This is a genomic window from Aeromonas sp. 2MA4 (assembly GCF_029237305.1).
GTDB lineage: Bacteria > Pseudomonadota > Gammaproteobacteria > Enterobacterales > Aeromonadaceae > Aeromonas > Aeromonas salmonicida.
In genome coordinates this window covers 20,928-32,829 of sequence record NZ_JAACFY010000014.1, presented here as the reverse complement: position 1 = coordinate 32,829, position 11,902 = coordinate 20,928, and the positions used below count along the sequence as shown (strand labels likewise).

Here is an 11,902-nt window from a genome sequence, read left to right as displayed (position 1 = left end):
AGCGTTATGCAAAACTGGAAAGTGACCCCCGCCGAGGTGTTTGCCGCCTCTCCGCTGGTTCCTGTTATGGTCATCAATGAGCTGGAGCAGGCCCTGCCGATGGCCAAGGCGCTGCTCGACGGCGGCATCTCGGTATTCGAGATCACACTGCGTACCCCGGTGGCGCTCGATGCCATCGCCCTCATCGCCAAGGCGATGCCGGATGCCATGGTCGGTGCAGGCACAGTGCTCAACTGCGCGCAGTTTGATGCAGCCGTGGCCGCCGGTGCCCGCTTCGTCATCTCCCCGGGGATGACACCGGCGCTGCTGGCCCATGCGGCCAACAGCACGGCGCCGCTGATCCCGGGCGTTGCCACTGCCTCCGAAGTGATGCAGGCGCTGGAAGCGGGTTATGACCACCTGAAATTCTTCCCGGCCGAAGCAAACGGCGGTACCAAGGCGCTGGCTGCCATCGCAGCACCGCTTCCCCAGATCAAGTTCTGCCCCACCGGCGGCATCGGCCCGAAAAACGTGGCCGACTATCTGGCGCTGAAATGCGTCGCCACCGTCGGCGGCTCCTGGATGCTGCCGGCCGATGCGGTCAAGAGTGGCAACTGGGAGGAGGTGACTCGCCTCTCTCGCGAAGCGGTCGAGCTGGTTAAACGCTAAGCGCGCGTTCTTTATAAAAAAGAGCAGGCCACCCCGGGGTGACCTGCTCTTTTTTTGCCTTTGAATCAGGAGGATAAATCGGCTGGCGTCTCGGATCAGACTGCTTCGCGTGCGTACCGTCAGGCTTTGACCCTCCCTTCGCGCAAGCGTCAGCCCAGGCTCTCCCCGACATAGAGGGAGAAGCCCATGTCCTTGCGGGTGTCAGGCAGTGGTTGGCCGCTGAGTCGGGCCAGCAGCATGGTCGCCGCCTCACGGCCTATCTCCTTGCGTGGTGTGACGATACTGGCCAGCTTGGGGGTCATGGCATGGCCTATGTCGAGGGCGTTGCTGCCGGCGATGGCGATCTGCTGGGGGACGGGTATCCACTTTGCCTGACACTGCAGCAGGGCGCCAACCGCCAAGTCGTCATTGGTACAGAAGAGGCCATCGAGGTCGGGATAGCGCACCAGCGCCTGATCCAGCAGTTGACCACCCAGGGTGAAGCTGGAGGATTGCTCGGTCAGCAGGTGCTGACCTGTCAGGCCGAAATCGGCCATCGCCTGGTAGTAACCCTCCATCCTCAGCTGGGTGCGCACGTCGAGCCGCGCCCCCAGGTAAACCAGCTTGCGTCGGCCCCGGCGCAGCATCTCTGTTACCATGGCCCGGGCGGCGGCCCTGTGATCCATCCCCACCACCATGTCGATGGGGGCTTGCGGCAGATCCATGGTTTCCACCACAGGAATGCCGGCGGTGGCGATCATCTTGCGGGTGCGCTCCGTGTGCTGGCTGTCGGAGAGGATCAGGCCGTCCACGTGATAGGAGAGCAGGGAGGCCACCTGCTCCTCTTCCCGCTCCGGGCTGTAGCCGTAGTGAGCGAGCAGTGTCTGGTAGCCGGCGGGCCGGGTCACCGACTCTATGCCATGTACCACGGCGGAAAACACCTGGTTGGAGAGAGAGGGGATCAGTATGCCGATCGCCTTGCTGGTGGCGTTGGAGAGAATGTCAGGTGCCCGGTTGGGGATATAGCCCAGCTCTTCCACTGCGGCGGCGATCCGCTCACGGGTGCCCTCGGCCACGGCGTGGGGATCGCGCAGATAGCGGCTGACGGTCATCTTGGTGACCCCGGTCAGGTCGGCTATGTCCTGCAGGGTAGGGCGGCGTTTGCGGGTGTCGTTCATCTGGGGATCCGGAAGGAATGTTACACGTAACATTACCGTTTTTGTTTAACAAAGTCAGCATATGGCGCCATCAGTAGAGGATGACTCGGATGATCAAGGGCAAGTGCTTCGAGGGGAAGCGTTTCGAACAGCAGGATGTGGAAGAGGAACAGTTTGATGGTTGCCGCTTTGTCGACTGCAACTTCTCCTGGCTGGACTTGAGCGAGAGCCGCTTCGTTGACTGCACCTTCTATGAGCGGGAGCGCGAGCTGGGCTGCCAGTTGCAGGGTTGCGATCTGAGGGAGGCGAGCTTTCTGCGCTGCGATCTGACTCTGGCAGATCTCAGCCGCAGCCAGTGCCTGGGGCTGGAGATGCGCGACTGCCAGGCCATGGGCATCAATTTCGCCCACGCCAGCTTCGCCAACCAGATCACCGTCAAGAGCTACTTCTGCGAGGCCCATCTTACGGGCAACAATTTCAGCTACGCCAACTTCGATGGCTGCCTGCTGGAGCGATGCGAGCTCAGTGGCAACCGCTGGCAGGGGGCCAGCCTGCTGGGGGCCTCGTTGGCGGGATCTGATCTGAGTGGCTCCGAGTTTGGCCAGATAGACTGGGCCAGCTTCAACCTGCAGGGCTGTGATCTGCGCCAGTGCGATCTGCCCGGGTTGGATCTGCGCCGGATCAACCTGGACGGCGTGCAGATCAATGAAGAGCAGCAACAGGGTTTGCTGGAGCAGATAGGTCTGGTGGTGTTTCCTTGAAGGTTTCGGAAAAGAGGTAAATTTCCACCATCTGGCACTGAGCTGCGGTGAATGCTGCGATAAAAACAGCCTGCGTAATGCAGGCTGTTTGTCATCTGGACCGAGCCCGGATCACATCAGCTTTTTGCCAACCATTTTGTCGGATTGATTGCCTCACCCTGATAGCGGATCTCGAAGTAGAGGCCGGGTCTGTCCTGGCCGCCACTGTCACCGACCAGAGCCACAGGTTCGCCCTGTTCCACATTCTGGCCAACCTGGCGCAGCAGCGACTGATTGTGACCATAGAGGCTCATATAGCCACGGCCATGGTCGATCACCAGCAACATGCCAAAACCGTCCAGCCAGTCGGCGTAGACTATCTGGCCCGGTGCCACCGCCTTGACCTGGGTACCTTCGCTGGCACCGATCAGGGTGCCCTTCCATTTGAGTTGGGCGGTACGGGGCGAGCCATAGGAGATGAGGATGGGTCCCTGCACCGGCCAGCGCAGGCTGCCGTTGGTCTTGAGACCGCCGTAGCCGCCACTGCTTGCCTTGGCGCTGCTGCTGCGCGCGGCAGCTTGCTGCTCCGCCACCCTGTCTTGTTGTTCGGCGACTCTCTGCTGCTCGGCGGCGAGCCGTTGCTGCTCGCCGACCTTCTGCTGCTGAGCCGCGATCCGCTGTTGTTCTGCAATCCGCTTCTGTTCGGCGGCCAGTCGTTGGGCCTCAAGACGGCGCTGGCGTTCCTGCTCGGCTTTCAGCTTGGCCAGCCGTTCCCGCTCGGCCCGTTCGCGACGCTCCTGCTCTTCCCGCTGGCGGCGAAGCTCTTCCAGCCTGGCTTTCAGGGCTTTTTCCGCCTTGACCAGCTTGGTCAGCTTTAGCTCGTCGCTTTGCACCGATTGTTGCAACTGGTTGCGCACCTTGGCACGGCTCTGCTGGCTGGCCAACAGGCTCTGGTGATGCTGTTGCTGTTCGCTCAGCAAGGATTGCAGCTTGCTCTCGGTCTCTTTGGTGGCCTGCTGGTTTTTGGCCAGCTTGGTGCGGGTTGCGCGCAGGGCTTCGATGGCCTCGATGCGGGCCTTGTTGAGATAGTCGTAGTAGTCGAGAGAGCGGCTCAGTTTGGCCGGATCCTGCTGGTTGAGCAGTAGTTTGAGGTAATCGTGGTTGCCCGCCTGGAAGGCGCTTTCCGCCTGCTTGGCCAGCAACTGCTTCTGATGCTTTGCCTGTTGTTCCAGATCCAGCTTGTCCTGTTGCAGGCTTACCAGCTTTTGCTGGTTTTTTTTCAGCTGTTGCTTGGTCTGCTCGAGCTTGGCGGCGGCGGCCGAAATGGCCTGCTCGTCAGCCTTGAGCTGAGTATTGAGTTTGGTCAGCTCTTGCTTGCTGAGCTTGAGGGTCTTCTGCTGTTCCTTTATCTGGGACTGCATGGTGCCGAGCTGCTGGTTGGCAGCCAAGGCCTTGCCCGCGATAAACGACAGGCAAAAAAACAGCGCGCCGGCCAACAGGCCGACGCGACTGGTTTTGTTTGAAATAACTTCGTATCCCCGCATGGGGAAGGATTATTTCAGAATCATCAGGGGCTTGCCAGTCATTTCCGGCGGCACAGGAAGACCCATCAGGGTCAACATGGTCGGGGCCAGATCGGACAGTTTGCCACCTTCAAGCACCTCGGCCTTGCGACCGAAATAGATGAGGGGAACCGGCAGGTTGGTGTGGGCTGTGTGAGCCTGACCCGTCTCTTCGTCCAGCATCTTCTCGGCGTTGCCGTGGTCGGCGGTGATCAGGCATTCGCCGCCTACTTCGGCCAGGGCCTCGGTGACGCGACCGACGCAGTGGTCAACGGCTTCACAGGCTTTGACGGCCGCATCGAATACGCCGGTGTGGCCGACCATGTCGCCGTTCGGGTAGTTGCAGATGATGGTGTCGTACTTGCCGCTCTTGATGGCGGCGACCAGCTTGTCGGTCAGCTCTTCGGAGCTCATTTCCGGCTGCAGGTCATAGGTGGCCACTTTCGGGCTGGCGACGATCTCGCGGTCTTCACCGGTGAAGCAGGACTCTTCGCCACCGTTGAAGAAGAAGGTGACGTGGGCGTACTTCTCGGTTTCGGAGATGCGCAGCTGGGTTTTGCCCTGCTTGGCCAGCCACTCACCCAGGGTGTTCACCAGGGCAGTCGGCGGGTAGGCACAGGCAGTTTTGATGTCGGCCGCGTATTCGGTCAGCATCACGAAGTTCAGCGCAGGGGTGGCTGCACGGGCAAAGCCGGTGAAGTCACTGTCAACGAAGGCGCGGGTGATTTCACGGGCGCGGTCGGCACGGAAGTTCATGAAGATCAGGGCATCGCCATCCTGCATGGGGGCGGCAGCACCGATGCGGGTGGCCTTGACGAACTCGTCGTTTTCGTCGCGGGCATAGGCAGCGGCCAGGGCTTCGCTGGCGCTGTCGGCGGTGAACTCGCCCTTGCCCTGAGTCATCAGGTCATAAGCTTGCTGCACGCGATCCCAGCGGTTGTCACGATCCATGGCGAAGTAGCGGCCGATCATGGAGGCGAAACGACCCTTGCCCAGACGGGCAAACAGGGCATCGAACTGTTCGATGGAGGACTGGGCGGAGCGCGGCGGGACGTCGCGGCCATCTAGGAAGGCGTGGAAGTAGATCTGCTCGGCGCCACGTTTGGCTGCCATCTCGATCATGCCCATGATGTGCTCTTCGTGGCTGTGTACGCCACCCGGGGACATCAGACCCATGATGTGAACGGCTTTGCCCTTGGTCACGGCGGAATCGACAGCCTTGGCCAGTTCGACGTTCTGGAAGAAGTCGCCGTCCTTGATCTCTTTGGAGATACGGGTCAGCTCCTGATAGACGATGCGACCGGCACCTATGTTGACGTGGCCCACTTCGGAGTTACCCATCTGACCATCCGGCAGACCCACATCCAGGCCGGAGCCGGAGATCAGGGTGCTGGTGTAGTCACGGGCGAGACGGTCGAGGTTGGGAGTCTTGGCGGCAGCGACGGCGTTGTGCTCTTGCTTGGTGCTGTAGCCCCAACCGTCCATGATGACCAGAACCAAAGGTTTCTTAGCTGTTGACATAAGGCTATGTCCTCTCGGATAGGAATGAATTGCGGGAAGTGAAACTAGCGTAATATTACTACATCTGCCGAAATAGTCACCTGATAGCCAAGCCCTTGCCAACACCCGCCGCGGACTGTTGCCAGCCTGTTTCCCCTTTGTCGCCGGCTTGTCCCTTCACTCGACGAATCCTCGCCCCAAGAGACGGGATGCCACTTTTTATGCCGATCCGTTATGGAGGTCCCGCCTGATGGGAGCCTGCTCCCGCTTTGCCGCCAAGATGGCTGATCTTGGTGGGGTCACCATGTATACTCGGGCCCTTGTCTTGGTCCCTGGATAGTAGAAGATGCAAGAGTATTTGGATTTTGCGGCCCGTAACCCGCTGCTGACCGCAGCCTGGTTCGGCCTGGCAGGCACCCTGGTTTACACCAGCGTGCGTGCTCGTTTTTCTCCGGTGAAGACGGTGAACAACCACACGGCTACCCTGCTGATCAACCGTGAAAATGCCACCGTGGTGGATATTCGCAGTCAGGAAGAGTTTGCCAAGGGTCATCTGGCCGGTGCCCAGCACCTGCTGCTCAGCCAGATCCAGAGCAATAATCTGGGCCCGGTTGAAAAGCATAAAGATGCCCCCATCATAGTGGTGTGCGAGTCGGGGATGACCGCTGGTGGCGCGGGTCGCCAACTGAGCAAGGCCGGTTTCAAGCAGGTGTATGTGCTCAGCGGTGGCATGGCCCAGTGGCGTGCAGATAATCTGCCGGTGACCAAAAAACGCTGATTTAAGGGCCTGCGCCCACTCATTATCTTAAAAAGGAATCAAACGAAATGGCTGACGAAATCAACAACCAGGAAGTGCAACCGGAATTCCACATCCAGCGTGTCTACACCAAGGATGTCTCTTTCGAAGCCCCGAATACCCCGCACATCTTCCAGAAAGAGTGGCAGCCGGACGTCAAGCTGGACATGGACACCAAGACCAACATCCTGGCTGATGGCGTGTACGAGGTTGTACTGACCCTGACCGTGACCTGCAAGCTGGAAACCGAGACCGCTTTCCTGTGTGAAGTGCAGCAAGCCGGTATCTTCACCATAGGTAACCTGCCGGAGCCGCAACTGGCTCACTGCCTGGCAGCCTTCTGCCCGAACATACTGTTCCCGTATGCCCGCGAAGCCGTGGCCAACATGGTGAGCAAGGGGTCCTTCCCGCAGCTGAACCTGGCACCGGTCAATTTCGATGCCCTGTTTGCCCAGCACATGGCGCAAGCACAGGCCCAGCAGGCGACTGCGGAAGCCTGATAATGGCTGACCAGATCGCTATCTCGGTCTTGGGGGCGGGGTCTTATGGCTCCGCCCTTGCCATTTCTCTGGCGCGCAACGGTCATCCGACCCTGCTGTGGGGTCACGACCCTGCCCATGTCGCCGAGCTGGAACACGACCGCTGCAACAAGGCCTTTTTGCCTGATGTCCCTTTTCCTGCGGATCTGCAACTGACCGCCGATTTGCAACGGGCGGTACAAGCCGCTCCCGTCCTGCTGCTGGTGGTGCCGAGCCATGTGTTCGGCCAGGTGCTGAGCCAGGTCAAACCCTTCTTGCGCCCCGATACCCGTATCGCCTGGGCCACCAAGGGGCTTGAACCTGACAGCGGCCGTCTGTTGCAGGATGTGGCCCGTGATGTGCTGGGGGAGACTATTCCGCTGGCCGTAATCTCGGGCCCCACTTTTGCCAAGGAGCTGGCCGCCGGTCTGCCGACCGCCATCTCGGTGGCGTCGACTCACGACGACTTTGCCGATGAGCTCTCCCATCTGCTGCACTGCGGCCGTTCGTTCCGGGTTTATACCAATCCGGATTTCGTCGGCCTGCAACTGGGTGGTGCGGTCAAAAACGTCATCGCCATCGGCGCCGGCCTCTCTGATGGTCTGGGCTTTGGCGCCAACGCCAGAACCGCGCTCATCACCCGGGGTCTGGTGGAGATGCAGCGTCTCGGTGCGGCGCTGGGTGCCGATGCCAAAACCTTCATGGGCATGGCGGGGCTCGGGGATTTGGTGCTGACCTGCACCGACAACCAGTCCCGCAACCGTCGTTTCGGTCTGGCTCTAGGTGCAGGCAAGGCGGTGGAGACTGCCATGGCCGAGATCGGCCAGGTGGTGGAAGGTTATCGCAACACCAAGGAGGTGCATCTGCTGGCGGCCCGTTGTGGCGTCGAGATGCCCATCTGCGAGCAGATCTTCCAGGTGCTCTACCAGGGAAAGAACCCGAAAGAAGCCGCGATTGCTCTGCTCAGTCGGGACAAGCGCGACGAATAAGAGCAAATCCCATTAGGCTGTTTTATTAGCCATTTTGAACCTGGGCAGTGCTCGAAATCCTCACATATGCCTATACGCTCCGGTTTCTGCGCGCTGTCCGTGTTCAAACTGCCGTCAACAACGACGCCTACTGAGATAGGCTCATTCGGTTCGTCGGATAGCAAAAGGCCCTGCCAGATTGGCGGGGCCTTTTCATGTGCGGTCAGAGGGGATCAACCCTGATGGATGATCGCCACTGGCACGGGATCAATAGTAGGAGTGATCGCCGCGCTGGTGCTCGGTGGCATCTTTGACGCCGTTGAGCTCGCCAGGGAATTTTTCCAGCAGCTGCTTCTCGATCCCCTCTTTCAGGGTGTAATCGACCATGGAGCAACCGTTGCAACCGCCGCCAAACTGCAGGATGGCCAGCTTGTCTTCGGTCAACTCGACCAGAGTTACCTTGCCACCGTGACCGGCCAGCATGGGGTTGACCTCGGACATCAGCACATATTCAATGCGGTCGATCAGCGGTGCATCGTCGGCCACTTTGCGCATCTTGGCGTTGGGGGCTTTGAGGGTGAGCTGGGAGCCCATCTGATCGGTGACGAAATCGATGGTGGCATCGACCAGGTAAGGGGCGCTCAGAGGATCAACCAGGCAGTCGAATCCGCTGAAAGGCAGGTGTTGATCTTCCGGATCCACCGCGTCGGGCGGGCAATACGATACGCCGCACTCGGCATTCTGGGTTCCCGGATTGACCACAAACACCCGGATATTGGTGCCATCAGGCTGTTTTTCCAGCAGTTTACGGAAATGGGCCTGGGCGGTGTCGGAAATGCTGATCATCACTATCCTCATAAACCTGAGTGTACGACTAGGGTATTCATGATAACTCGCTTGGCAGTGCTTGGGTAGCATGCAGATGGCGCTTAACATATGTCAAATATACCTATGGCAGCCTGATGTGACTGAGCCTGCGGTATACATACCTAGGGTCATTTGAGATGTTTGAGCGTACGGCAAATGGCCCACACTTCCACTTTTTCGATGCCGCTCTCGTGCAGCAAGCGGGTTAGTTGGCCTGCCGTCGCCCCCGTGGTTACCACATCGTCGAGCAGGGCCACATGCCGATAGTGATGGGGGCGAACGTGAAAGGCGCCCCGCAGATTCCGCCGCCGCTGACCGGCACTGAGCCGGGTCTGCTGGGGGGTTGCCTTGGTGCGACTCAGCAACCGCTTATCACAAGGAATACCGGTGATCTGGCTGAGGGTGGTGGCTATCTCCTCAGCCTGATTGAAGCCGCGCCACCACTGCCGCCACCAGTGCAGGGGAACAGGGATGATGACTTCTGGGGGCTCGTCTCTCTCCAGATGATCGGCCAGCAGGCGTGCGAGCAGTGGCGCCAGCAGGATCTGGCCGGCGTATTTCAGTTGGGGAATGAGCATGGGGTAGGGGGCCTGATAGTCGCCAATGACCTGCAACCGCTCCCAGGGTGGTGGCCTGCGCTGGCAGCGGCCGCAGATCAGCTCCTTATCTCCCATGTATTCCGTCAAGGGGGCCGCGCACAATGTGCATCTGGGGTAGGACTGGTACAGGGCTTGTCGACACCAGCTACAAAGCAGTGGCTGGCTATCACAATCTTGCTGGCAGAGCAGACAGCTGCCCTGCCAGTCGGCGTGGCTGCCAAGGATCGGACTTGCTTTGGCTAGCAGCCGCTTTAACATGCTGACCCCAAGAGAATGAACAGGGATCTTGAGTCTAGATGAACGTATCGGTAGAACGGTTTGGTCAGGGACCCGATCTGGTGCTGTTGCACGGATGGGGCATGAATGGCGCAGTCTGGCATGGTATTGCCCAGCATTTGGCGGCACATTATCGGCTGCATCTGGTGGACTTGCCCGGGTTTGGCAACAGTCCGCTGCGCGAGGGGAGTGATTACAACCTGCCCTGGCTGGCAGAGCAGATTGCCACAGTCTTGCCGCAGAAGTGCCATCTGCTCGGCTGGTCCCTCGGTGGTCTGGTAGCAAGCCAGCTGGCCTTGACCCAGCCTGAGCGACTTCATTCGCTTATCACTGTGGCCAGCTCTCCCTGTTTCATGGCCCGGGATGAGTGGCCTGGTATAGCCCCCAAGGTGCTGACCGGTTTCAATCAGATGTTGGCGGGAGACTTCAGGCAGACCATAGAACGCTTTCTGGCGATCCAGGCCATGGGCAGCGAGCATGCCAGGGATGATATCCGTCAGCTGCGCCACTGGCTGGCGGAACGCCCCGCCCCCCAGTTTGCTGCGCTGGAGGCAGGACTCGGTTTGCTGGCAGATGTTGACCTGCGCGATGAGCTGGTACCACTGAGCTTGCCCTGGCTGCGCGTCTATGGCCGGCTGGATTCCCTGGTGCCTAAAGCCTCCATTGTGCTGCTGGATGAGCGCTACCCAGCCAGCCACAGCGTGGTGCTGGAAAAGGCCTCGCACGCACCCTTTATTTCCCATCCACAACAGTTCGTTGAAATCGTTCGACATTTTGTTGGTTGAAAAACAGACGATTTACTTCATTAATCCTCTGGCGTGACGGATAATTAATCCAACGTCAGAGGAGAGTTGTCATGCGCATAGATTCTGCATTGAACAGCGGAGTACAAGGGTTTCAGCGAGCGGAGCAGATTGCCGACAAGGCATCCAGCCAGATTGCCCGGCTCAACACGCCGAGCGGCGATCAGGTGCAGTTGCCTGACGAGCTGGTCAACCTCAAGGTGGCCGAGGTGCAGGCTGGTGCCTCTGCCAAAGTGATCCAGACTGCCAGTGACATGATGGGTACCCTGATCGATATCCGGGTCTGACATGAACATCAATGTCAGTCTGCCAACCCTTATTCCTAATCAGCTGCAACCGCAGACGGAATCGGCACGCACTGACAATCGCCGTGCAGCACTCATTCCCCAGACTCGTCAGAGCGAGGCATTCAATGCCGAGCCTGAAGTCGGCTCGCAGAAAGACAAGTCCAAGACCAGCCAGGCCAATGCCGCCCAGACCTCTCAGCAGACGCGGGAAGGGTCACAGACCAGCAACCCGCAAACGCCCGTGGATAACCGCTTTGTTGAAGCCACGGGTGAGGATGGCCAGCGCAACAAGCAACAGCAGGATCCCAAGCAGCAGGAGCAGCAACAAAAGCAGGAGCTGCAGATCAAGGAGCTGGTGGACAGGGATCAGGAGGTTCGCACCCACGAGCAGGCTCATCAGGCTGCAGGCGGCCAGTTTGCCAGTAGCCCTACTTATCAATTCTCGATGGGACCGGACGGCAAGCGTTATGCCACTGGTGGTGAGGTTTCCATCGACATCGGGACTATCCCTGGTGATCCCGAGGCCACCATTGCCAAGATGCAGCAGGTACGGACTGCCGCTCTGGCGCCTGCCGAGCCTTCCGCACAGGATCTGAGTGTGGCCAGAAGTGCCGCAGCCAAGGAGGCCCAAGCCCGCAAGGCAATGATGACGTCCAGCTCCCAGTCAGGTGCTACGCCTGCTGATGGTGCACGGACCGGCGTGCTGAACACCTATATGGAACAACGTAATCAGGTCATCGCCCAGCGATATCAACAGGCGGTCAGGCCAGCGGCGCAGCAGGGTCTCAGCCTAAGCGTCTAGGCACACTACTTTTCCCCGATTTTTCTATCCCGACCTAGGTTTTTGCAACTAATCTGAGGGGTAATCCCATTCATCCTCACAGGAGTCGCCATGCACTTTGATGAAGTCAAACCGGAAGATTTTGCCACCTTCTCCCGTGTTCCCCCTCCTCACCTTCAGATGGAACAGTTCTTGATGCAACTCGGTGGCGGCGGGACTGAAGGAACCCATTTCAAGAAGAAGGTCATGCTGGCGGCCGGCTGGAGCCACACTGGCGTCGTTTCTTATGGCAAGTACCCACAGGAAGCCTGCAAGGCATTCAATCGGCTGCGGGAGGTGCTGGTACAACATCAGGATCCGGAAGGTATTCTGGCTACCCTCAGTCAGTAAGCCTGGCCTTGTAAAAAAGCCCCTCGCGGGG

General features: G+C 59.5%; 14 protein-coding genes. 9 read left to right on the top strand and 5 right to left on the bottom strand.

All coding sequences use genetic code 11. The features are described 5' to 3' along the window. Positions 1-6: 6 nt before the first annotated feature. Positions 7-648 carry a bifunctional 4-hydroxy-2-oxoglutarate aldolase/2-dehydro-3-deoxy-phosphogluconate aldolase gene (locus GWQ31_RS14650; RefSeq protein WP_042866942.1) on the top strand — a complete coding sequence of 214 codons (642 nt, stop codon included), beginning with the start codon at positions 7-9 and terminating at the stop codon, positions 646-648. Positions 649-797: 149 nt separating this feature from the next. Here the strand turns inward: GWQ31_RS14650 and GWQ31_RS14645 are convergent, their stop codons facing one another. Continuing rightward, entirely contained in the window at positions 798-1,805 is a 1,008-nt protein-coding gene (locus tag GWQ31_RS14645; protein ID WP_058395582.1) for a substrate-binding domain-containing protein, read from the bottom strand. 89 nt (positions 1,806-1,894) lie between these two features. Between GWQ31_RS14645 and GWQ31_RS14640 the strand changes: the two genes are divergently transcribed. Further along, positions 1,895-2,545 (top strand): Qnr family pentapeptide repeat protein, encoded by a 651-nt coding sequence (locus tag GWQ31_RS14640; protein WP_059112757.1) that lies wholly within the window; start codon positions 1,895-1,897, stop codon positions 2,543-2,545. A gap of 116 nt (positions 2,546-2,661) precedes the next feature. Here GWQ31_RS14640 and GWQ31_RS14635 read toward each other — a convergent pair whose 3' ends face one another. After that, a complete protein-coding gene (locus tag GWQ31_RS14635) occupies positions 2,662-4,068 on the bottom strand; it encodes a peptidoglycan DD-metalloendopeptidase family protein (protein ID WP_275909663.1) in 1,407 nt (468 codons plus the stop codon). Positions 4,069-4,077: 9 nt separating this feature from the next. Beyond that, positions 4,078-5,607 carry a 2,3-bisphosphoglycerate-independent phosphoglycerate mutase gene (gene gpmM, locus GWQ31_RS14630; RefSeq protein ID WP_021141093.1) on the bottom strand — a complete coding sequence of 510 codons (1,530 nt, stop codon included), beginning with the start codon at positions 5,605-5,607 and terminating at the stop codon, positions 4,078-4,080. Positions 5,608-5,932: 325 nt separating this feature from the next. On the opposite strand from gpmM, the gene GWQ31_RS14625 reads away from it, so the two are divergent. The 3 genes from GWQ31_RS14625 to gpsA are packed head-to-tail and all read left to right on the top strand — an operon-like array spanning position 5,933 to position 7,889. Continuing rightward, complete coding sequence (locus GWQ31_RS14625; protein WP_005319811.1) at positions 5,933-6,364, top strand: rhodanese-like domain-containing protein; 432 nt, start codon at positions 5,933-5,935, stop codon at positions 6,362-6,364. Between the two features lie 47 nt (positions 6,365-6,411). Further along, the gene (secB, locus tag GWQ31_RS14620) at positions 6,412-6,882 is read left to right on the top strand and encodes a protein-export chaperone SecB (protein WP_005319808.1); all 471 of its coding nucleotides are present in this window, start codon (positions 6,412-6,414) and stop codon (positions 6,880-6,882) included. Positions 6,883-6,884: 2 nt separating this feature from the next. Further along, the gene (gpsA, locus tag GWQ31_RS14615; RefSeq protein ID WP_005319805.1) at positions 6,885-7,889 is read left to right on the top strand and encodes an NAD(P)H-dependent glycerol-3-phosphate dehydrogenase; all 1,005 of its coding nucleotides are present in this window, start codon (positions 6,885-6,887) and stop codon (positions 7,887-7,889) included. A gap of 246 nt (positions 7,890-8,135) precedes the next feature. On the opposite strand, the gene nfuA is transcribed toward gpsA, so the two are convergent. Then, complete coding sequence (gene nfuA / locus GWQ31_RS14610) at positions 8,136-8,714, bottom strand: Fe-S biogenesis protein NfuA (protein ID WP_017411920.1); 579 nt, start codon at positions 8,712-8,714, stop codon at positions 8,136-8,138. Between the two features lie 149 nt (positions 8,715-8,863). Further along, the gene (locus GWQ31_RS14605; RefSeq protein ID WP_271774039.1) at positions 8,864-9,592 is read right to left on the bottom strand and encodes a ComF family protein; all 729 of its coding nucleotides are present in this window, start codon (positions 9,590-9,592) and stop codon (positions 8,864-8,866) included. Between the two features lie 38 nt (positions 9,593-9,630). Here GWQ31_RS14605 and bioH point away from each other — a divergent pair, with 38 nt between their 5' ends. The 4 genes from bioH (at position 9,631) to GWQ31_RS14585 (ending at position 11,871) form a co-directional block, all read left to right on the top strand. Further along, entirely contained in the window at positions 9,631-10,395 is a 765-nt protein-coding gene (bioH, locus tag GWQ31_RS14600; protein WP_275909662.1) for a pimeloyl-ACP methyl ester esterase BioH, read from the top strand. Positions 10,396-10,466: 71 nt separating this feature from the next. Continuing rightward, a complete protein-coding gene (locus GWQ31_RS14595) occupies positions 10,467-10,700 on the top strand; it encodes a hypothetical protein (protein ID WP_005319796.1) in 234 nt (77 codons plus the stop codon). Position 10,701: 1 nt separating this feature from the next. Continuing rightward, complete coding sequence (locus GWQ31_RS14590) at positions 10,702-11,502, top strand: putative metalloprotease CJM1_0395 family protein (protein WP_169047220.1); 801 nt, start codon at positions 10,702-10,704, stop codon at positions 11,500-11,502. Between the two features lie 90 nt (positions 11,503-11,592). Continuing rightward, positions 11,593-11,871 (top strand): hypothetical protein, encoded by a 279-nt coding sequence (locus GWQ31_RS14585; RefSeq protein WP_005319791.1) that lies wholly within the window; start codon positions 11,593-11,595, stop codon positions 11,869-11,871. The last annotated feature ends 31 nt before the right edge of the window (positions 11,872-11,902 follow it).

Coding starts and splice junctions, on each gene's coding strand:
- GWQ31_RS14645 (WP_058395582.1), bottom strand. CDS start 1,805: ATGAACGACACCCGCAAACGCCGCCCTACCCTGCAGGACATAGCCGAC.
- GWQ31_RS14595 (WP_005319796.1), top strand. CDS start 10,467: ATGCGCATAGATTCTGCATTGAACAGCGGAGTACAAGGGTTTCAGCGA.
- GWQ31_RS14635 (WP_275909663.1), bottom strand. CDS start 4,068: ATGCGGGGATACGAAGTTATTTCAAACAAAACCAGTCGCGTCGGCCTG.
- GWQ31_RS14650 (WP_042866942.1), top strand. CDS start 7: ATGCAAAACTGGAAAGTGACCCCCGCCGAGGTGTTTGCCGCCTCTCCG.
- GWQ31_RS14585 (WP_005319791.1), top strand. CDS start 11,593: ATGCACTTTGATGAAGTCAAACCGGAAGATTTTGCCACCTTCTCCCGT.
- GWQ31_RS14605 (WP_271774039.1), bottom strand. CDS start 9,592: ATGTTAAAGCGGCTGCTAGCCAAAGCAAGTCCGATCCTTGGCAGCCAC.
- gpmM (WP_021141093.1), bottom strand. CDS start 5,607: ATGTCAACAGCTAAGAAACCTTTGGTTCTGGTCATCATGGACGGTTGG.
- bioH (WP_275909662.1), top strand. CDS start 9,631: ATGAACGTATCGGTAGAACGGTTTGGTCAGGGACCCGATCTGGTGCTG.
- nfuA (WP_017411920.1), bottom strand. CDS start 8,714: ATGATCAGCATTTCCGACACCGCCCAGGCCCATTTCCGTAAACTGCTG.
- GWQ31_RS14625 (WP_005319811.1), top strand. CDS start 5,933: ATGCAAGAGTATTTGGATTTTGCGGCCCGTAACCCGCTGCTGACCGCA.
- gpsA (WP_005319805.1), top strand. CDS start 6,885: ATGGCTGACCAGATCGCTATCTCGGTCTTGGGGGCGGGGTCTTATGGC.
- GWQ31_RS14590 (WP_169047220.1), top strand. CDS start 10,702: ATGAACATCAATGTCAGTCTGCCAACCCTTATTCCTAATCAGCTGCAA.
- secB (WP_005319808.1), top strand. CDS start 6,412: ATGGCTGACGAAATCAACAACCAGGAAGTGCAACCGGAATTCCACATC.
- GWQ31_RS14640 (WP_059112757.1), top strand. CDS start 1,895: ATGATCAAGGGCAAGTGCTTCGAGGGGAAGCGTTTCGAACAGCAGGAT.